This is a genomic window from Streptomyces djakartensis (assembly GCF_014651075.1).
In the GTDB taxonomy this organism is placed as follows: Bacteria; Actinomycetota; Actinomycetes; order Streptomycetales; family Streptomycetaceae; genus Streptomyces; species Streptomyces djakartensis.
The window spans coordinates 41513-60907 of sequence record NZ_BMWE01000028.1; the positions used below are offsets into that span (position 1 = coordinate 41513).

Consider the following 19395-nt stretch of genomic DNA (forward strand, 5'->3'; position numbering starts at 1 on the left):
CTTACCGGCCGGTCACATGGTGGTCAGCCCTGTCTCGGCTTTCGGGCACCGGGGTCTTCGGGCACGATCTCGAAGACCCCGGTCCACCGGTCGTCGTGCAGGCAGGCGTTCATCGGCCCGACCAGCGCGGCGTGGTCCGGGTCGGTGCGCCACCGCTTGATGGCCTCGAAGCTCTCCCACTCACTGGTGAGCAGCCACTGGCCGGGGTCGTCCAGGGAGCGGCAGAGCTGTTCGCGCAGATGTCCGGGAGAGCGGACGGCGCGTTCGAGCACGTCCTGATAGGACTCGACGAACTCCGCTTCCCTGCCCTCCAGGACGCGCAGCAGCCGCACCACCCGCACCGGGGCCGGCGCCGCGTTCCGCTCCGTCACGACGGGTCGAGGACGACGGGCAGCTCGGCCAGCCCGCGGAAGGCGGGGAACGGCACGGTCAGCCAGCGTGCCTCCTCCGGCTCCACGGCCAGTTCCATGCGGGGGTGGCGCTGGAAGAGCGTGGTGAGGGCGACCTGCATCTCCAGCCGCGCCAGCGGGGCCCCGATGCAGTAGTGCGGGCCGAGACCGAACGCGAGGTGGGTCGCCTGGACGTTCGGGCGCTCGACGTCCATGTCGTCCGGGTCGGCGAACATCTCCGGGTCCCGGTTGGCCGACGTGAGGGAGATCTGCACCAGCGCGCCCTTGGGGATGACGGTGTCGCGCATCTTGATGTCTTCCGTGGCGTAGCGGAACGTCGAGTTCTCCACCGAGGTCTCGAACCGGAAGATCTCCTCGACGGCCGCGGCCATGGCCTCGGGGCCCCTCGTGGCCAGGCGCTTCTGCTCGGGCCGGCAGAGCAGGTGGTAGACGGCGTTGCCGATCTGGTACGCGGTCGACTTGTGCCCCGCGAACAGCAGCACCCACGCGGTCGAGACGAGTTCGCCGTCGGTGAGCGCGCCGTCCTGGTCCTGTGCCGTGACGAGCGCGCTGAGCAGGGCGCCGTCCGGCTCCCGCCGCTTGCGCGCGATCAGGTCCACCAGGTAGTCGCGCAGGTTCCCCTCGGCGATTTCGAGCGCCTTGCGCGCCTCCGGGCCGAAGCCCGTCTGAGCGACGGTGGCGGACCACTCCTGGGCCTGCTTGCGCTCGTTCTCCGGGACGCCCAGGAGCTCACAGATCACGTGCAGCGGCAGCGGGAAGCAGAACTCCGGGAGCAGGTTCACCGGTTCCGAGGCCGGGCAGGCGTCGAGCAGGCCGTCCGTGATCTTCTGGACCTGCGTGCGCAGCGACTCCACCCGCTTGGGGGTGAAGGTGGAGCCGACGATCCTGCGGAGCCTGGTGTGCTTCGGCGGGTCCGAGAACAGCATGTTGTCGTCCAGCGCGATCGACGAGTCGCCGAAGATCCGGTGGTAGGCGTCGATGGCGCCGTACATGTCCTTGCTCAGCCGGGGGTCGGCCAGGGCGGCGCGGGCGTCGTCGTACCGGGTGACGAGGTAGGTGTCGACCCCGTGCGGGGGCGACAGCGGGCACACCGGTGCCTGCGACCTGAGCGCGGCGTAGACGGGATGCGGGTTCGCGCGGAACTCCCGGCTGCAGGCCGAGGCCGCGGCGGCGGCCTCTTCGGACGACATTTCCTCGGACTCGGATGCGAACGCTTGCGTCATGGCTGGTCCCCGGGGCAGAAGTTCCGTCGGTCGGACACACCGTTTCCCGTGCGGCGTCGCGCGGCAAACGCTGCTGGGCCATACGGGGTGGAGCCCCGTGAATGTCGCGCGAAAAAGCGCGGTTGACCCGGCCGGCGTATTCCGGGAAGCCTCGGATCGCGTCCTCGGTCTTCGCTTGGTAAACGTTTTGGACGGACCAGTCCGCCAATCCGCGGTCTGGGCAGTCGCCGAATGCTGAGGAAGCCAGTGAGCGGACGCGCAGCGGAATCCGTACCAGTTCTCGTCGTGGGGGGATCCCTGGTGGGTCTTTCCACGTCCGTGTTCCTGGGACGTCTCGGAATCGAGCACATGCTGGTGGAGCGGCATGCCGCGACATCGACGCACCCACGCGGCCGTGGGAACAACGTGCGCACCATGGAGATCTTCCGGACCGCCGGACTGGAGCAGCGTGTCCGGGAGGCGGCCTTCGCGCTCGCCGGGAACGACGGGGTCCTGCAGGTGGACACCCTCACCGGTGACCGGCGCCGCTGGATCATCCAGGACATCTCCGCGGGCATGGACGTCTCCACCGTCAGCTCCTCGAACTGGTGCCTGTGCAGCCAGAACGACCTGGAGCCGGTCCTGCTCGAACGCGCCCGGCAGGGCGGGGACATCCGCTTCGGCACGGAGCTGCTGTCCTTCACGCAGGACGCCGGCGGCGTCCGGGCCGACATCATGAGCCGGGAATCCGGCGAGACGTACACGGTGAACGCCGGCTTCCTGGTGGCCGCGGACGGCCCGAGAAGCCCCGTTCGCACACGTCTGGGAATCAGCCAGTCGGGACCCGGCGCCCTTTTCCACAACATCAGCGTCACGTTCCGGAGCAAGGCACTCAAGGAATACGTCGGATCAAAACGCTTCATCGTCTGCTATTTCACCGATCCGGAAGGTGAAGGCGCCTTGCTGCCCGTGGACAACGAGGAGCGGTGGGTCGTCCACATTCCCTGGTTCCCGGACCGGGGCGAGTCGCTGGAGGACTTCAGCAACGAGCGCTGCGCGACGCACATCCGGGCGGCCGTCGGTGTTCCGGACGTCGATGTCGAGATCACCGGAAAGGCCCCGTGGCACGCGTCGAAACTGGTCGCTGACAGTTATCGGGAGGGTCGTGTCTTCCTGGCCGGGGACTCGGCACACGAAATGCCGCCCACCGGGGCGTTCGGCTCCAACACCGGGATCCAGGACGCCCACAACCTCGCCTGGAAACTCGCCGCGGTGCTCCGCGGCTGGGCCGGCCCGCGGCTGCTCGACACATACGAGTGCGAACGCCGGCCGGTCGCCGTCGCGACGAGCACCCGGGCCTCCCAGCAGGCGGTCGAGGAGCAGCACCCGGGATTCAGGCCGTCGGGACGCAACGACGATCCGGCGGACCTGATGACGGTCGCGCTCTGCTACCGGTACGCGTCGGACGCCGTGGTGGGCGGCTCCCCCGAGCAGCCGATCGTCCCGGAGGACTTCGAGCTCGGCGGGGAACCGGGCAGCCGCGCGCCCCACATGTGGGTCAGGAGGGACGGCGCCAGGATCTCCACCCTGGACCTGTACGAGCGTTCCTTCGTCCTGCTCGCCGGGCCCGGGGGCCGGGGGTGGCGCCGCGCGGCGCAGCTGGCCGCCGAAGAGCTGGGGGTCCCGGTCGAGGCGTATCTCGTGGGGGACGGCCCTGATCACGACCTGGCGCCCGAGCCGGACGCCGACTGGGCGGCGCTGCACGGCACGGCCGGGGACGGTGCCGTTCTGGTGCGCCCGGACGGTTTCGTCGCCTGGCGCGCGCACGCCCACACGCCGTCCGCCGACCGTGAACTGACGGACGTGCTGCGCACCGTGCTCTGCCGCGACTGAGCACCCACCACCACCCACCCACCGAGCGACTTTCGAGGACACACCGATGACCATCGCAGACGGCCCCGTCGCGGGCCGAGTCGACGTCCACCACCATTTCACCGCGCCGGCCTGGCTGGACTGGGCCGAGGAACGCGGCGTCGTCAGGCGCGACAAGCTGCCCTGGTGGACCCGCTGGGACATGGACACCGCCCTGGAGGTGATGGACAAGACGGGCATCAGCACGGCCGTCATGACCGTCGCGATGCTCGGACGGTTCCGTGAGCGCGCGGAACGCCAGGAGAGCGCGAAGATCGCCCTGCGGGCCGCGGCCGATGTCGTCGAGGCCCGGCCCGAGCGCTTCGCCTTCTTCACTCCGGTCTTCCTCGACGACCTGGAGCTGTCCCGCTGGAGCCTGCGCCACGGACTCGACGAGCTCGGCGCGGTGGGGGTGAGCACGCGAACGAGCATGGACGGCGTCTACCTGGGCGACGACTCCCACGACAGTCTCCTGCGGGAGCTGAACGAGCGGTCCGCCGTCATCAGCACGCACCCCATGGAGGTGCCGGCCGGCGGCAAGGACGGCGGCCTGGGACTGCCGGGGATGCCGCCCTTCGTGTGCGACTTCCTGATGGACACCACGCGTGCGGCCGTCAACCTGATCAGGAACGGCACCCTGGACCGCTACCCGAACCTCAGCTTCGTCCTGCCTCATGGCGGCGGCTTCCTGCCGTACATGGCCACCAGGCTCGAACTCTTCGGCGGGCACCTCACGCCCGCGATCGAACCGGGCAGGGTCCGTGACTACCTGCACCGGTTCTACTTCGACACGGCCGGCCCCATGTCCCCCTCCTCCACGCCCACCCTGCTGGCCACGGTGGATCCCGGCCGCATCCTCTTCGGCACGGACTGGCCGCCCACACCCGCACAGGTCATCGCCGACGTCGCGGCCCCCGCTCTGGACGGCGATCCCGCCCTGTCGCCCGAGCTGCTGCGGGGCATCAACCGGGACAACGCCCTGCGTCTGCTGCCGTCCCTGGACCGCGGCTCCGGCTCGTAGCCGCGCGCACGAACGGAGAAGGGCCGCTGCCCGTCTCGGGCAGCGGCCCTTCTTCGTGTGGCCGCCTCATCGGGTGGCCGGCGCCGGGTCCCTCTCCCAGTGGTAGAAGCGCTGCGCCATCGCGTCCTTCGGACCCCGCCAGGTCTCCGGGTCGTACGGGCTGACGTACGCGGCGAGCCGCTTGCTGATGTCGAGGAACTCGGGGTGCCCGGCCACGCGCGCGATGGCGGGGCCCGGGTCCTGTTCGGCCTCGATGAAGTGCATGTACACGTCGCCGAACTGGAACAGGGAGCGCTGGGTCACCCCGACGAGGCGGGGCAGTTCGCCGCGGTCGGAGGCCGCGAAGACCTCGGCGATGTCCGGAGCCGAGTGCGGGGCCATCCGGGCGACGATCAGGGCGTGGTGCATGGGTTCTCCTCGGGTGCCGGTGCCGCTAGGGGGTGCTTCGGAAGTCCAGTGCGGTGCCCGAGGTCTTCGGTGCGTGCCCTCGGCGTGCCGGGCGAAGGCCCTCGTAGCGGAGCTACTCGGGCCTTGGCCGGTGCGGCGAGGGTGCGTGCCGGGCGCCGCGGGTGCTGCGGGGGGAGTTTCGAAACACCCCCTAGGCCGGTGCGGTGGTCGCGGCCTGCTCGATGCGGTCGCGGATGAGGGCCAGCTGGACGGGCGAGTTGCGGTTGATGATGTCCGTCATCCCGGCGTCGTCGACCGGTGCGTCGGGCTTCATGGCGAAGTCCTGCGTCCAGTGCATGCGGACACCGTCGGGCGTCTCCTCGTACTCCCACAGGATGTTCATGTATTCAAAGGGCCCGGTCTCGACCCGGCGTGCCCGGACGGTGAGCTTCTCGCGGTCGGCGGTCCGTTCCGACACCCAGCTCCACACCTTGCCGTTCTCGTCCGGGTGCATGGTCAGGCGGAAGGTCACGGTGTCGCCGTCGCGGGACAGCACCTCGGCGTCCGCGTACTCGCTGAACAACTGCGGCCATCCCTCGATGTCGTTGGTCATGTCCCAGACGAGGTCGAGGGGGGCCGCGATGGTGATCTCGTTCTCGGTGTGTCCTGCCATGTCAGGCTCCTGCCGTGAGCGTGCTGTTGACGAGGTCGAGGAAGTCCCGGGGGGTCTTGCACCGTTCCGCGTCGGTGGGGAGCGCCCGGCCGTTGCGGTTCTCCAGCTCGCCCACGATGCCGAGGAGGCCGAGCGAGTCCAGCCCGAACTCGGCGAACGGGGTGTCCACGCGGGCCTCGAGGTCGTACGGGTCGACGGTGACACCGGCGGCCTTCTTCATCAGTGCGGCCAGTTCTTCGAGGGTCACTTCACTGCTCATGCGCGTTCTCCTTGTCGTGCGGTGCGGCTCAATGACCCCGGCGCAGTACCAGGGCCGCGTTGGAGCCCATGAGTCCACGGCTGAGGACCAGGGCCGTGCGGAGTTCGGCCGGGCGGGCCTGCGAGGTCACCAGGTCGATGTCGTGGCAGACGTCGAAGACGTTCGGCGTGGGCGGGATCTGTCCCTGCTCCATGGCCAGCACCGCCGCCGCGACGTCCAGCACCGGTGCCCCGCAGTAGGAGCGGCCGATGCCGGTCTTGGGGGCCGTGACGGGCACCCGGCCGCCGTGCGGGCCGAGCGCGTCGGCGAGGGCGAGGGCCTCGGCGCGGTCCGCCTCCGGCACGCCCATCGCGTCGGCGAAGACCACGTCGATCTCCTCCGGTGCGCAGCCGGCCTCGTCGAGGGCGCCACGGATCGCGTGGGCGAGTCCCTCGCGTGAGCGGTCCCACTGCGAGGCACCGGTGAAGGTGGCCGCGTGGCCCGCCACGACGGCGCGGACCTCCGCCCCGCGGCCGCGGGCGCGGTCGGCGTCCTCGACGACCAGCACGGCACCGCCCTCGGCCGGCACGAAGCCGCAGGCCGCGGAGGTGAAGGGACGGTAGGCCCGCGCGGGGTCCTCGGCCGTGCTGAGTTCGGGGTAGCCGAGCTGGCAGACCATCGAGTACGGGGCGAGCGGCGCCTCGGCCGCCCCCGCCACGACCACATCGGTCCCCCGGCCCACGGTCCGGGCGGCGTGCGCGACGGCGTCCAGACCACCGGCCTCGTCGCTCGCGACCACGCCACAGGGGCCCTTGAAACCGCCGCGGATGGAGATCTGGCCCGTGCTGGCCGCGTAGAACCAGGCGATGGACTGGTAGGGGCCGACGAAACGGGATCCCTGTCCCCACAGCCGCTGCAGCTCCCGCTGGCCGAACTCGCCGCCGCCGGACCCGGCGGCGGTGACCACGCCCACCGAGTACGGGGAGTCGGCGGCGGCGTCGCTCAGTCCCGCGTCCTTCAGGGCCGCGCCGGCGGCGGCCATCGCGAAGTGGCTGAACCGGTCGGTCTGGACGAGGAAGGTCTCCTCGATCAGTGCCGAGGGGTCGAAGCCCCGCACCTCGCCGGCCACGCGGAGCGGCAGGTGCCCGCAGCCCTCCCGGGTGATGCGGTCGAGGACGAACAGCCCCTCCCTGACGGACTTCCAGTAGGTCTCGGTGTCGGTTCCGTTGGGCGCGACCACACCGATGCCGGTGATCGCCGTGCGCCGGGTCGCTCGAGCACTCATCGTTTCCTCCCGCCCCGCCCCGTCAGGAGCACCGCGGACTGGAACCCGCCGAAGCCGCTGCCCACGGAGAGCACGTGGTCGAGCTTGCGCGGGCGTGCGGTGCGCGGCACGTAGTCCAGGTCGCACTCGGGGTCCGGGGTCTCGTAGTTCGCCGTCGGCGGGACCACCTGATGGGCCATGGCCAGCACGCAGGCGACCACCTCGATCGCGCCGATCGCGCCGAGCGAGTGGCCCACCATGGACTTGATCGAACTCATGGGCGTGTCGTAGGCGTGGGCGCCCAGGGACCGCTTGACCGCGGCGGTCTCGTGACGGTCGTTCTGGCGGGTACCGGAGCCGTGTGCGTTGACGTAGTCGATGCGGGTGGGATCCAGCCGGGCCTGTCCGAGCGCGGTGTCGATGGCCTTGGCCATCTCCAGTCCCTCGCTGGTCAGGCCGGTCATGTGGTACGCGTTGCCGAACGTGGCGTAGCCGCCGATCTCGCAGTAGACGTGCGCCCCGCGGGCACGGGCGTGTTCGAGCTCCTCCAGGACGAGCACCGCGGCGCCCTCGCCCATGACGAACCCGTTGCGGTGCGCGTCGAAGGGCCGGGAGGCGTGCTCGGGGTCGTCGTTGTCCGGCGACGTCGCCCTGATGGCGTCGAAGCAGGCCATGGTGATCGGGGAGATCGGGGAGTCCGAGGCTCCGGCGATGCAGATGTCGGCGTGGCCCTCCTCGATCGTGTGGAAGCCGTAGCCCACCGCGTCGAGCCCGGAGGTGCAGCCGGTCGACACGGTCTGCACGGGCCCCTGGGCGCCGAAACGCTCGGCGACGTCGGAGGCCAGGGTGCTGGGCGAGAACGCCCGGTGCAGCTGCGGTTCGGCGGCCCGGTGGTCGACGTCCCAGCGTTGGCCTCGTTCGCTGACCAGGACGTAGTCGTGCTCCAGGCGGGTCGTGCCGCCCACGGCGCTGCCGAGCGAGACGGCGACCCGCCAGGGGTTCTCCGCGCCGAAGTCGATGCCGCAGTCGGCCACCGCCTCCGCGGCGGCGACCAGGGCGAACTGGATGTAGCGGTCCGCGCGTTCGGCCTGGGCGGCGTCGAGACCGTGCGCGAACGGATCGAAGTCGCATTCGGCCGCGATCCGGGACCGCAGCCCCTCGGGATCGAACAGGGTGATGCCCCGCGTCGCGGTCCGGCCGCTGGAGAGCAGGTCCCAGAAAGCCGATATGCCGATCCCGCCGGGGGCGACGACGCCGATACCGGTGACCGCCACCCGCCGGGTCACGACGGGACCCCTCGTCGTTCGGGCTGCGCGCCCTCCGCGTGCACGGCCGGGTGCGGCCCTCCGGCGTCGCTTCCCTCCAGGGTCTCGGTGTCGACGTGGCCGAGGCGCGGCTCCGGCGCCAGCGGGGACAGGTGGAAGACCATCCGGGCTTCCACGTCACCGACGTTGCGGAAGCGGTGCCGCATGCCGATGGGGATCATCAGGCCCTGATCGGCGCGGACCGGGCGCGTCTCGTCGTCCAGGTCGACCTCCAGCTCGCCCTGGACGACGTACACGAACTCCTCGGAGTACGGGTGGTAGTGCTCGCTGATGCGTTCCCCTGGCCGCATGATGGCCATGCCCATGAACCCGCTCGTGGATCCCACCGTGAGGGGGGTGAGCAGGGTGCGCAGGTCGCCGCCGCGCCTGCGGTTGGGCTCGGTCTCGCTGATGTCCACGATGCGCGGGCGCGTCTTGTCCATGGTCCGTCTCCAGATCGGTCGGTGGGGTGGGTGTGCACGGGCGGTGTCGTCCCGGCCGGTCAGGACCGGTCGGCCGTGCGGTCGGTGATCAGCGTCATCTCGCTGTGCGCCAGGAGGCGGGTGGCGTCCCGTTCGCCCGAGAGGGGCCCTGTCACGCCGAGTGCGGCGCCGTCGAGGAGGCGGGCCAGCACGGCCGCCTTCCGCGTGCCGTGGATGGCGAGCGCCCTGACCGGGTCGGTCTCGGGGTCCAGCGTGTCGATGAGACGGACGACCAGGTCGTCCCGGTGGAAGACGGTGCTGCGGTGGACGGGGCTCGCGGGGTCGTCCGCGGCGGCCTCGTCCTGCTGGGAGAGCAGCCTCGCCAGCACCATCCCGCAGCCCTCCCGGGCCGGGTAGTACAGCGCGTGGCGCCGCAGTCCGGCCGGCTCCGCTCCGCCACGCGTGACGTGGTGCACGGCTGGCATGGCCGCCCGGATGAAGAACGCCCGTGCGGACGCGGGGTCGGTCAGGTCCCGGCTCAGTTCCAGGTGCGGATTGAGGGCCTCCTCGACGGCCCGCACCTCGGGCTGCCGTGAGACGTGACGCAGCGCCGTCTGCAGGTCGCCCTCCACCTCGACGGTGCGTACGACGCGGTTGCCGTGCATGAACAGCGTGGTGCGGCGCAGTCGTGTGGTGTCGTCGGCGCGTGCCTGGGGTGGCGCGTACCCGGCGAGGATCTCCGAGACCTTCGACTCCGAGCCGGGCTTGACCGTGAACGTCAGCGCGTGGCGGATCACTCCGTCGCCCACCCGCACGGTTCCCTGAAGCCCCTCGCCGGCCCGGTCGCCGAGCGGGACGGCCCGCCCGGTCTCGCGCAGGACGGTGTAGCGCATGGACCGTATGTCACGGACGCAGTCCTGCATGGGCTTGACCGTCTCGAGGTGCTCCTCACTGTTCACCCAGGCGAGATACGGCGGCGCCGTCTCCCATTCGCTCGTGATGAGCCACTGGGACGGGTTCTCAACGGACTGGCACAGTTGGTCGCCGAGGTGACCGGGGACCGACGCGACCCGGCTGCGCATGTGCTCGTACGCGTCGAGGAACCGCTGCTGGGCGCCTTCGTGCAGATCGACGAGCAGGAGGACGCGCAGCCTGGAGCCGTCGAACGCCGACTGGGATGTCATCGTCGAAGTGTTCATCCGGCGGGCCCTTCCTTCGCGGGGGCAGACTGCGGCCGCCGCATCCGGCAGGCGGATGGCGGTCGGCCCTGAGCCCTCATCGTTAGCCGGTGGGCCCAAGTCCGCGAGCCGCGCGGGTCATCAGAGGGAACTGCCCGGTGCGCAGGGGGCGTTTGCGCCGGGTGCCGTGCCGGTGCGGGTGCCGTGGCGGTGCCGGTGCCGTGCCGGCAACAGGAAAGCCCCGGCTCGTCATGAGCCGGGGCTGTGGTCGGTGCGGCCTGCTGCTACTCGGCGAGGTGCCGTTCCACGGTCTCCACCTTGGAGGTGAGACCGTCGGTCACCGCGGGCCGGATGTCGGCCTTGAGCACCAGGGAGACGCGCGGCGCGCGCGCCTCGACCGCGGCGACGGCGCGCCTGACGACGTCCATGACCTCGTCCCATTCGCCCTCGACGGAGGTGAACATCGCGTCGGTACGGTTCGGCAGCCCCGACTCGCGTACCACGCGCACGGCGTCGGCGACGTACTCCCCCACGTCCTCGCCGACACCCAGCGGCGTCACGGAGAAGGCGACGATCACGCGTTCACGACCCCTTCCTTGCGGGCCCGGGAGGCGATGACCGCGTCCTCGGCCTCACGCCGGAGCCTGCGGTCCGCGAAGAACCCACCGGTGGGCAGGACGGACAGCACGAAGTAGAGAGCCGCGGTCTTCAGGTCCCACTTCGCCCGGTTCCACGCGTCGGCCCAGAAGATCACGTACAGGATGAACAGCACACCGTGCACCGCGCCCATCACCGGCACGGCGTTGAAGTCCGTGGTCCGCTTCAGCACCGAGCAGACCAGCAGGAGCAGGAAGGAGATCGCCTCGGGGGCCGAGACCAGGCGGAGGCGGCGGAGGGCGGTGGCGGTCTTGAGGTCCACGGGTCACCTTCGGTGGGAGAGACGCGGCGGTCTGGACGAACGGTCTGTACGGTCTGACGGTTTGTGAACGCACGCACAAGCGTCCCGCCCATTGTGGCAAACAGCCGCGGGCACTCCCGCCGGGGGTCCGTCCGCGGGCGCTCCGCCGGCAGACGGATCGCCCGCTGCTCTGTCCGCGGCACCCGGCCTGCGGCTACCTTCACCGTCGTGGCGATGTTCCGACTTCAGAGCAGCAAGGTGCTGGCCGTCGACATGACCGGGGACGCCGTGAAGGCGAAGAACGGCTCGATGGTCGCGTACGACGGCGAGATGGCCTTCAAGAAGCTCAGCGGCGGCGGCGAGGGTATGCGGGGCATGGTGACCCGCCGGCTGACCGGTGAACAGATGACATTGATGGAGGTGAAGGGCCGGGGGACCTGCTGGTTCGCGGACCGCGCCGCCGAGATAAACCTGGTCAGCGTCCAGGGCGACAAGCTCTACGTGGAGTCGAGCAACCTGCTCGCGACCGACGGCGGGCTGCGCACGGGGACGGAGTTCACGGGCCTGCGCGGGGCCTCCCAGGGCAACGGGCTCTTCACGACGACCGTCGAGGGCCACGGCCAGGCGGCGATCATGTCGGACGGCCCGGCGGTGGTGCTGCGGGTCAGTCCGCAGTACCCGCTGACCGTGGACCCGGGGGCGTACGTGGCACACCAGGGCAGCCTGCGTCAGTCCTTCCAGTCCGGTGTGACGTTCCGCACGCTGCTCGGGGAGGGCGGCGGCGAGGCCTTCCAGATGCGGTTCGAGGGGGACGGGCTGGTGTACGTGCAGCCGAGCGAGCGCAACACGATCGCGGGGGATGTCTGACATGGCCTTCCGGGAGATCAACGCGAAGATGGTCGAGGCGACGGTGACGCCCGGTCAGCGGCTGTTCAGCCAGCGCGGTGCGATGCTCGCCTACCGGGGCGAGGTGTCGTTCACGCCCAGCATGGCCGGCGGCCAGGGCGGGATCATGTCGATGATCGGCCGCCGGGTGGCGGACGAGGACACCCCCCTGATGACCGTGGAGGGCAGCGGCACGGTCCTGTTCGGGCACGGCGGGCACCACGTCCAGGTGATCCGCCTCACCGGCGACACGCTGTACGTCGAGGCGGACCGCCTGCTGGCCTTCGAGGGCACCCTCCAGCAGGGCACGATGTTCCTGGGCTCCCAGGGCGGCGTCATGGGCATGGTCCGCGGCCAGGTCAGCGGCCAGGGTCTGTTCACCACCACGCTGAAGGGCCACGGGGCCGTCGCCGTCATGGCGCACGGCGGGGTCATCGAGATCCCGATCACCCCGCAGCGGCCGGTGCACGTGGACCCGCAGGCCTACGTCGCCCACCACGGCGAGGTCCGCAACAAGCTGTCCACGGCCCTGGGCTGGCGGGACATGGTGGGCCGCGGCTCGGGCGAGGCGTTCCAGCTGGAGCTCAGCGGCAGCGGTGCGGTGTACGTCCAGGCCTCGGAGGAGAAGCTGTGAGCACCTACGGAACCCCGGGCGCCGGCCCCGCGGTCTTCGACCCGGCCACGCTGCCGGGCGACGACAACGTCAATCCCTACACCTTCTGTGTGGAGCTGAAGGGGAGCCAGTGGTTCCTGCAGAAGGGGAAGATGATCGCCTACTACGGCTCGATCGACTTCAACGGCGTGGGACACGGCCGGCTCGACCGACTTGTCCGTACGTCCTTCCATTCGCCTCTGCACGCGAGCGACTGGGTCGTCGCGGAGGGCTCGGGCAAGATGCTCCTCGCCGACCGGGCCTTCGATGTGAACTCGTACGACCTCGAAGACGGCAATCTGACCATTCGCTCCGGCAATCTGCTCGCTTTTCAGCCAAGTCTGTCGCTGAAGCAATCAATCGTGCCGGGTTTCCTGACCCTCATCGGAACCGGAAAGTTCGTGGCCGCGTCGAACGGCCCGGTGGTGTTCATGGAACCCCCGATCCGGGTCGACCCGCAGGCCCTGGTCGGATGGGCCGACTGCCCCTCCCCCTGCCACCATTACGATCACGGGTACATGACCGGCGTAATGGGCGGTCTACGTGCGCTGACGGGCCTGGGCGGCGCCTCCGGCGAGGAGCACCAGTTCGAGTTCGTCGGCGCCGGCACGGTGCTGCTCCAGTCGTCCGAGACCCTGATGGCCGAGCAGGCCACGGGGGCCGTTCCGCACCAGGCCGGCGTGCCCGGCGGCGGACCGCCGGGGACCCGGCCCGGTCAGTCCGGCGTACCGCGTCTTCCCGGACAGCTGGGGGACCTCCAGCGTCGCTTCGGGCTGTGAGCGGTAGTCTGCGGAGTGTGACATCGAACGCCTGCGCACCGCCCTTCGGCAGGCGTGCGGCGTCACACCAAAACCCTCATTAGTTCGCCTTTCAACTTTTTAGGTAGACTTCATTCATGGAGACCGAAACGGCCACGCGCTGGCTGACCGATGCGGAGCAGTGCGCCTGGCGCACCCACCTGGAGGTCAACAGGCTGTTGACGTACCAGCTCGAAAAGGACCTGCAGCCGTTCGGCCTGACAATGAACGACTACGAGATCCTGGTGAACCTCTCCGAGTCGGAGGACCAGCGGATGCGGATGAGCGACCTCGCCGCCGCCACCCTGCAGTCCAAGAGCCGGCTCTCGCACCAGATCACGCGCATGGAGAACGCGGACCTGGTCCGGCGGGAGAACTGCGAGTCCGACCGACGCGGGCTCTACGCGGTCCTCACCGACCACGGCATGGCGACGATGCGGAAGGTCGCCCCCCACCATGTGACGTCCGTGCGGAGCCACTTCATCGACCTGCTGTCCCCCGAAGCCCTGGCAGAACTCGACAAGGCCCTCAAGCCCATCGCGGAGCACCTGCGCGACCAGCGCGGACGCCCGTAGCCACCGGGCGGTCCCGGGACAGCACACCTAGGCGACGGGCAGGCGGAGCTCGAAGAGGGCTCCGCCTGCGGGCCCCCGGCCGGCCGTGAGGGTGCCGCCGTGCCGTACGGCCACGTCCCGGGCGATGGCGAGCCCCAGACCGGCCCCGCCGTCGTCGCGGCTGCGGGCGGCGTCCAGCCGTACGAACCGCTCGAAGATCCGCTCCCGGTCGGCCTCGGGCACCCCGTCCCCGTCGTCGGCCACCCCGACCACGGCCCGGCCGTTCTCCCGCCGCACGGTCACGGTGACGGCCGACCGGGCGTGCCGCTGGGCGTTGTCGAGCAGATTGGCGAGCACCCGCCCCAACTGCCCCCGCGATCCGGCCACCTCCACCGGCTCCGCGTCCACGGTCACACCCGTCCGCCCCTCGGCCTCCTCCCGGGCCAGCCCGGCGAGGTCCACCTGCACGCCGCCCGGCCGCTCCCCCGCGTCCAGCCGGGCGAGCAGCAGCAGATCGGCGGCCAGCCGCTGGAGCCGCACGGTGTCCTCCACGGCCCCGTCGAGGTCCAGCAGCTCGGGATGCGCGGCGGCCACCTCCAACTGCGTCCGCAACGAGGCGATCGGGCTGCGCAGCTCGTGGGAGGCGTCGGCGACGAAGCGGCGCTGCCGCTCCACGGAGGTCTCCAGGGCCGCGAGCGTCTCGTTGGTGGTACTCGCGAGCCGGGCGATCTCGTCGTGGGTGTCCGGCTCCGGGACACGTCGCGCGAGGTCCTCGGAATGAGTGATCGCGGCCATCTCCCGCCGGATGCCCTCCACGGGCCGCAGCGCCCGCCGGGTGACCAGCCAGGTCACTCCCGCGACGACGCCCAGCAGCAGCGGGAACCCGATCAGCATCACCGACAGCGCGGTCCGCACGGCCCCGTGCTCGGCGGCCAGCGGCGAACCGGCGTAGACCTTCAGCCGTCCCCGGTCCTGGGTCTCCACCGCGACGGCGGCGAACCGGTAGTCCTCCGCCTCCCCGTCGATCGTCGCCGCCCCGTTGCTGAAGACGCTCTTCCCGGCGATCTCCCCGGGCTCGAGGGCCTCGTCGTGCTCGTCGGGGTCGTCGTCATCGTCATCGCCGCGACGCGCGACGGCCGCTTGCGGCTTCACCTGGTCGGAGTCGGTACCGCTGATCTTCTCCAGATTCTCACTGGCCGCGACCAGCCGCTTGTCCTCGTCGAGGATCTGCACCGGCCCGTCGTCGCCGTCCAGCCCCGACAGCTCGCCGTACGGCGTCCCGGCGGCGAGCTCGGACGCCACCGACCGGGCGGACTGCTCCGCCTGCGCGCCGGCCTCGCCGATCAGATTGGACCGCAGGGACAGCAGCACGGCGGCCCCGGCGGCGACGAGGGCGACCGCCACCACGAGCGTGGCACCGAGCGCGGCCCGCGCCCGTACCGAGGCGAACAGCCGCCTCACGGTGAGGTCTCCAGCCGGTATCCGGCACCGCGCACCGTCCGGATCAGCCCCGCCCGCAGCTTGCGCCGCAGGGCGCTGACGTACACCTCGACGATGTTCGGATCACCCTCGTACGCGAAGTCCCACACGTGCTCCAGGATCTCCGACTTGGACACGACCTCCCCGGCCCGCAGCACGAGCTGCTCCAGGACCGAGAACTCCTTGGCGGTGAGGGCGATCTCGTCCTCCCCCAGAAACACCCGCCGCGCAGCCGTGTCCACCTTCAGATCACCGTGCACACGCACCGGCGAGGCCCCCGCACCCACCCCGCGCCGCCGCAGCAGCGCCTTGATCCGGGCGACGAGCACGACGTACGAGAAGGGCTTGGTCAGATAGTCGTCGGCCCCCGTGTCGAGCCCCTCGGCCTCGTCGTACTCGCCGTCCTTCGCGGTCAGCATGAGGATCGGCACCTCGTGCCCGGCGGCGCGCAGGGCGGCGCAGACCCGGTAGCCGTTGAGCCCCGGCAGCATGATGTCGAGGATGACCAGGTCGTACGTCCCCTCGCAGGCCTGGTGCAGCCCCTCCCGTCCGTCGTGGACGACATCCACGGCGTACCCCTCGGCCGTCAGGCCCCTGGCGAGCGACAGGGCCAGCCGCTTCTCGTCCTCCACGATCAACAGGCGCATGCGTAAAGAGTGGCAAAAGCAAGCTGAAGATCCCTTCAGGGGCTTTCAGGTTCCTCTCAGCCTCGGTCAGCCACCTTTGAACACGTCGAAAACGAAACGACTCGGGAGGAACCCGCATGAAGCGCAACATCGTGATCGCCGCAGTGACCGCTGCCGCTCTGGTCGGGGGCGGTACGGCCACGGCTCTCGCGACCACGGGAGACGACGAGGGCTCGGCGCGGCAGGCGGCGAACACCCGGCTGTCGGACGACGACGGCGGCCGGGACGACCGGGACGACACCGCGCGGGCGGCCTCCACGGACGTCACGGCACCCGAGGCCATCGCCTCCGCGCTGAAGCACACGCCCGGCACGGTCGTCTCCGCCGAGCTGGACGACGAGGACGACAGCGACAAGGTGATCTGGAAGGTCGACGTCCTCTCCGGCGACAACGGCTGGCACAGCGTCAGCGTCGACCCGTCCACGGGCAAGGTCCTCGGCTCGCACACGGACGACGAGGACGACACGGCGCAGGTGCGGGCCGCGCTGAAGGGCTCGTCCGTGACGGCCGAGGAGGCGGCGAAGGCCGCCGCCGGCAAGGGCGTGGTGACGTCCGTCGACCTCGACGAGGACGGCAGGAACAAGTCCTGGGAGGCCGAGACGCGCGCGCCCGGCGGCGCCGAGCAGGACTGGAAGATCGCCCTGAACACGGGCAAGGTCACGGCGGACCGTTCGGACGCCCAGGACGACGACTCGGACGCCCAGGACTGATCGAACACTGCCCGTTCCGAACCGCCCCGGCGTAGCAGGGTGGACCTCATCGCCCCAGCGGCACGACTACTGCCCGCAGCGGCGGCGGCCGGTTCCAGGTACCCGGCGGGGGTGCTGGGGGCGGGTGGGTGCGGAGCCCGGCGTTGCGAGGTGCTGGGCGTTGGTGCGGGGGGTGGGGCGTTGCGCGGCCCGGCGTTGCGGGGTGCCGCTGCGCCCACCCGTGCCGCCCCAGCGGCACGACTGCCCGCAGCTAGCGCGGCCACGACTGCCCGCAGCGGCGGCACGACTGCCCGCAGCTAAGACGGCGTGCAGCCGCGTATGGCGAGAAGGGGACGTGTCGGGGGGTGTCCGCCCGCAGCGGTTGGCGCGTCAACGGGGAGTCACTCGGCATCCGACTCCATCGCGCCGTTCCGAGGACGGACACCCCCCGGCACGTCCCCGACCCACCCACCCAGCGGAATGCGCTCAGCCTTCCGTCAACCCCGCGACCAGCTCATCAGCCGCACGGTACGGATCCAACTCGCCCGCCACGATCCGCTCGGCGAGCGCCCCGAGGCGCCGGTCCCCGTGCAGGTCGCCGATCCGCTCCCGAAGGGCCGTCACCGCGATCGTCTCGACCTCGCGGGAGGCCCGGGACATCCGCCGCTCCGCGAGGACACCCCGCTCCTCCATCCAGGCCCGGTGCTTCTCCAGCGCCTCGACGACCTCGTCGACCCCCTCACCCCGCGCCGCGACCGTCTTCACGATCGGTGGCCGCCAGTCACCCGGCCCCCGCGCCTCCCCCAGCCCCAGCATGTGGTTCAGCTCGCGAGCCGTCGCATCGGCCCCGTCCCGGTCCGCCTTGTTCACCACGTACACGTCACCGATCTCCAGGATCCCGGCCTTGGCCGCCTGGATCCCGTCGCCCATCCCCGGCGCGAGCAGCACCACGGACGTGTCCGCCTGCGAGGCGATCTCCACCTCGGACTGCCCGACACCCACCGTCTCGACGAGGATCACGTCGCAGCCCGCCGCGTCCAGCACCCGGATGGCCTGCGGCGCGGCCCACGCGAGCCCGCCCAGATGCCCCCGCGTCGCCATCGAGCGGATGTAGACGCCCGGATCGGACGCGTGCTCCGACATCCGCACCCGGTCCCCGAGCAGCGCACCCCCGGAGAACGGGGACGACGGGTCGACGGCCAGGACGCCGACCCGCTTGCCCTGCTTGCGGTAGGCCGACACCAGCGCCGAGGTCGACGTGGACTTGCCGACTCCCGGCGACCCGGTCAGCCCCACCACGTACGCCCCGCCCGCCAGGGGCGCGAGCGCCGCCATGACCTCCCGGAGCTGCGGGGACGCCCCCTCCACCAGGGAGATCAACCGGGCCACGGCCCGCGCCCGGCCCTCCCTCGCCTGGGCCACCAGTGTGGAGACGTCCTGCATCACAGCTCCGTTCTTGAAAGGAAGGTCCGAGAACCGGTGCTCAGGCCTTCGGTACCCGCACGATCAGCGCGTCACCCTGACCACCGCCACCGCACAGCGCGGCCGCGCCCACACCACCCCCACGCCGCTTCAGCTCCAGCGCGAGATGCAGCACGAGCCGCGCACCGGACATCCCGATCGGGTGACCCAGGGCAATGGCACCGCCATTGACATTCACCTTTTCGGTGGACACTCCGAGGTCCTTCATCGACTGCACGGCCACCGCCGCGAACGCCTCGTTGATCTCGATGAGGTCGAGATCCTCGACGCCCAGGCCCTCCTTCTTGAGCGCGTGCTGGATCGCGTTGGACGGCTGGGACTGCAGCGAGTTGTCCGGCCCGGCCACGTTCCCGTGCGCCCCGATCTCGGCGATCCACTCCAGGCCGAGTTCCAGCGCCTTGGCCTTGCTCATCACCACGACGGCGGCGGCACCGTCGGAGATCTGCGAGGAGGAGCCGGCCGTGATCGTGCCGTCCTTGGCGAACGCCGGCCGCAGCTTCCCGAGCGACTCGGCCGTCGTGTCGCCACGGATGCCCTCGTCCTTGCTGAACAGCACCGGGTCGCCCTTGCGCTGCGGGATCTCCACCGGCGTGATCTCGGCCTCGAAGAGCCCGTTCTTCTGGGCGGCGGCGGCACGCTGGTGCGACAGCGCCGCGATCTCGTCCTGCTCGGCGCGCGCGATGCCCAGCCGCGTGTTGTGCCTCTCGGTGGACTCGCCCATGGCGACGCCGTCGAAGGAGTCGGTCAGCCCGTCGTACGCCATGGCGTCGAGCATCTGGACCGCGCCGTACTTGAAGCCCTCACGGGACTTGGGCAGCAGGTGCGGGGCGTTGGTCATGGACTCCTGACCACCGGCGACGATCACGTCGAACTCACCCGCACGGATCAACTGGTCGGCCAGCGCGATCGCGTCCAGACCCGACAGACACACCTTGTTGATGGTCAGCGCCGGCACGTTCATCGGAATGCCGGCCTTGACGGCGGCCTGGCGCGCCGGGATCTGCCCGGCCCCGGCCTGCAGCACCTGCCCCATGATCACGTACTGCACCTGGTCGCCACCGATCCCCGCACGGTCGAGGGCGGCCTTGATCGCGAAGCCGCCCAGGTCGGCTCCGGAGAAGGACTTGAGCGAGCCGAGCAACCGCCCCATGGGCGTACGCGCGCCCGCGACGATCACCGAGCTGTTCGCTCCGGAAGTTCCAGAAGTCATGAGCTGCGATCCCCTTACCGGCCTGCACAGCCGAGGAGTGAACGAGGGTTTAC

Annotated in this window: 22 protein-coding genes; 7 read left to right on the forward strand and 15 right to left on the reverse strand. The window is 70.8% G+C overall.

The features are described from left to right. Positions 1-23: 23 nt before the first annotated feature. Both IE212_RS31580 and IE212_RS31585 read right to left on the reverse strand, forming a co-directional pair. Complete coding sequence (locus IE212_RS31580; RefSeq protein WP_190201404.1) at positions 24-371, reverse strand: antibiotic biosynthesis monooxygenase family protein; 348 nt, start codon at positions 369-371, stop codon at positions 24-26. Further along, on the reverse strand, positions 368-1633 hold the full coding sequence (locus IE212_RS31585) for a cytochrome P450 family protein (RefSeq protein ID WP_190201405.1): 1266 nt from the start codon (positions 1631-1633) through the stop codon (positions 368-370). The genes IE212_RS31580 and IE212_RS31585 overlap by 4 nt, the downstream gene beginning before the upstream one ends. 231 nt (positions 1634-1864) lie before the next feature. On the opposite strand from IE212_RS31585, the gene IE212_RS31590 reads away from it, so the two are divergent. Beyond that, a complete protein-coding gene (locus IE212_RS31590; protein ID WP_190201406.1) occupies positions 1865-3505 on the forward strand; it encodes an FAD-dependent oxidoreductase in 1641 nt (546 codons plus the stop codon). Between the two features lie 46 nt (positions 3506-3551). Then, complete coding sequence (locus IE212_RS31595; RefSeq protein ID WP_190201407.1) at positions 3552-4544, forward strand: amidohydrolase family protein; 993 nt, start codon at positions 3552-3554, stop codon at positions 4542-4544. Positions 4545-4610: 66 nt separating this feature from the next. On the opposite strand, the gene IE212_RS31600 is transcribed toward IE212_RS31595, so the two are convergent. From IE212_RS31600 to IE212_RS31640, 9 genes are all read right to left on the reverse strand, one after another. Next, a complete protein-coding gene (locus IE212_RS31600) occupies positions 4611-4952 on the reverse strand; it encodes a TcmI family type II polyketide cyclase (protein WP_190201408.1) in 342 nt (113 codons plus the stop codon). Between the two features lie 190 nt (positions 4953-5142). Then, the gene (locus IE212_RS31605) at positions 5143-5604 is read right to left on the reverse strand and encodes an SRPBCC family protein (protein ID WP_190201409.1); all 462 of its coding nucleotides are present in this window, start codon (positions 5602-5604) and stop codon (positions 5143-5145) included. A gap of 1 nt (position 5605) precedes the next feature. After that, positions 5606-5863, reverse strand: coding sequence for an acyl carrier protein (locus IE212_RS31610; protein ID WP_190201410.1), 258 nt, complete (start codon positions 5861-5863; stop codon positions 5606-5608). Between the two features lie 28 nt (positions 5864-5891). After that, positions 5892-7127, reverse strand: a complete 1236-nt coding sequence (locus IE212_RS31615; protein WP_190201411.1) for a ketosynthase chain-length factor — start codon at positions 7125-7127, stop codon at positions 5892-5894. Then, positions 7124-8392: a beta-ketoacyl-[acyl-carrier-protein] synthase family protein gene (locus IE212_RS31620; protein ID WP_190201412.1), complete on the reverse strand. Its 1269-nt coding sequence runs from the start codon at positions 8390-8392 to the stop codon at positions 7124-7126. Before IE212_RS31620 ends, IE212_RS31615 begins: the two co-directional genes overlap by 4 nt. Beyond that, positions 8389-8853 carry a cupin domain-containing protein gene (locus IE212_RS31625; RefSeq protein WP_190201413.1) on the reverse strand — a complete coding sequence of 155 codons (465 nt, stop codon included), beginning with the start codon at positions 8851-8853 and terminating at the stop codon, positions 8389-8391. The genes IE212_RS31620 and IE212_RS31625 overlap by 4 nt, the downstream gene beginning before the upstream one ends. Before the next feature lie 59 nt (positions 8854-8912). Continuing rightward, positions 8913-10031 carry a SchA/CurD-like domain-containing protein gene (locus IE212_RS31630; RefSeq protein WP_190201414.1) on the reverse strand — a complete coding sequence of 373 codons (1119 nt, stop codon included), beginning with the start codon at positions 10029-10031 and terminating at the stop codon, positions 8913-8915. Between the two features lie 263 nt (positions 10032-10294). Beyond that, positions 10295-10588, reverse strand: coding sequence for an MTH1187 family thiamine-binding protein (locus tag IE212_RS31635; protein WP_190201415.1), 294 nt, complete (start codon positions 10586-10588; stop codon positions 10295-10297). Next, positions 10585-10929: a DUF3817 domain-containing protein gene (locus tag IE212_RS31640; protein ID WP_190201416.1), complete on the reverse strand. Its 345-nt coding sequence runs from the start codon at positions 10927-10929 to the stop codon at positions 10585-10587. Before IE212_RS31640 ends, IE212_RS31635 begins: the two co-directional genes overlap by 4 nt. 213 nt (positions 10930-11142) lie before the next feature. Between IE212_RS31640 and IE212_RS31645 the strand changes: the two genes are divergently transcribed. The 4 genes from IE212_RS31645 to IE212_RS31660 all read left to right on the forward strand — a co-directional run bounded on the left by IE212_RS31645 (position 11143) and on the right by IE212_RS31660 (position 13817). Further along, positions 11143-11775, forward strand: a complete 633-nt coding sequence (locus IE212_RS31645; RefSeq protein ID WP_190201417.1) for an AIM24 family protein — start codon at positions 11143-11145, stop codon at positions 11773-11775. A gap of 1 nt (position 11776) precedes the next feature. Beyond that, positions 11777-12427, forward strand: a complete 651-nt coding sequence (locus IE212_RS31650) for an AIM24 family protein (protein WP_190201433.1) — start codon at positions 11777-11779, stop codon at positions 12425-12427. Next, positions 12424-13224, forward strand: coding sequence for an AIM24 family protein (locus IE212_RS31655; protein ID WP_190201418.1), 801 nt, complete (start codon positions 12424-12426; stop codon positions 13222-13224). Before IE212_RS31650 ends, IE212_RS31655 begins: the two co-directional genes overlap by 4 nt. 116 nt (positions 13225-13340) lie before the next feature. After that, entirely contained in the window at positions 13341-13817 is a 477-nt protein-coding gene (locus tag IE212_RS31660; RefSeq protein ID WP_190201419.1) for a MarR family winged helix-turn-helix transcriptional regulator, read from the forward strand. Positions 13818-13844: 27 nt separating this feature from the next. Here the strand turns inward: IE212_RS31660 and IE212_RS31665 are convergent, their stop codons facing one another. Together IE212_RS31665 and IE212_RS31670 are read right to left on the reverse strand one after the other, a co-directional pair. Next, on the reverse strand, positions 13845-15257 hold the full coding sequence (locus IE212_RS31665; protein ID WP_190201420.1) for a sensor histidine kinase: 1413 nt from the start codon (positions 15255-15257) through the stop codon (positions 13845-13847). Further along, positions 15254-15922 carry a response regulator transcription factor gene (locus IE212_RS31670; RefSeq protein ID WP_190201421.1) on the reverse strand — a complete coding sequence of 223 codons (669 nt, stop codon included), beginning with the start codon at positions 15920-15922 and terminating at the stop codon, positions 15254-15256. The genes IE212_RS31665 and IE212_RS31670 overlap by 4 nt, the downstream gene beginning before the upstream one ends. A gap of 116 nt (positions 15923-16038) precedes the next feature. On the opposite strand from IE212_RS31670, the gene IE212_RS31675 reads away from it, so the two are divergent. Then, positions 16039-16671, forward strand: a complete 633-nt coding sequence (locus tag IE212_RS31675; RefSeq protein WP_190201422.1) for a PepSY domain-containing protein — start codon at positions 16039-16041, stop codon at positions 16669-16671. A 465-nt stretch (positions 16672-17136) separates the two neighbouring features. Here the strand turns inward: IE212_RS31675 and meaB are convergent, their stop codons facing one another. Both meaB and IE212_RS31685 read right to left on the reverse strand, forming a co-directional pair. Next, positions 17137-18093 carry a methylmalonyl Co-A mutase-associated GTPase MeaB gene (gene meaB / locus IE212_RS31680; RefSeq protein ID WP_190201423.1) on the reverse strand — a complete coding sequence of 319 codons (957 nt, stop codon included), beginning with the start codon at positions 18091-18093 and terminating at the stop codon, positions 17137-17139. 40 nt (positions 18094-18133) lie between these two features. Then, on the reverse strand, positions 18134-19342 hold the full coding sequence (locus IE212_RS31685; protein WP_190201424.1) for an acetyl-CoA C-acetyltransferase: 1209 nt from the start codon (positions 19340-19342) through the stop codon (positions 18134-18136). Positions 19343-19395: the final 53 nt, after the last annotated feature.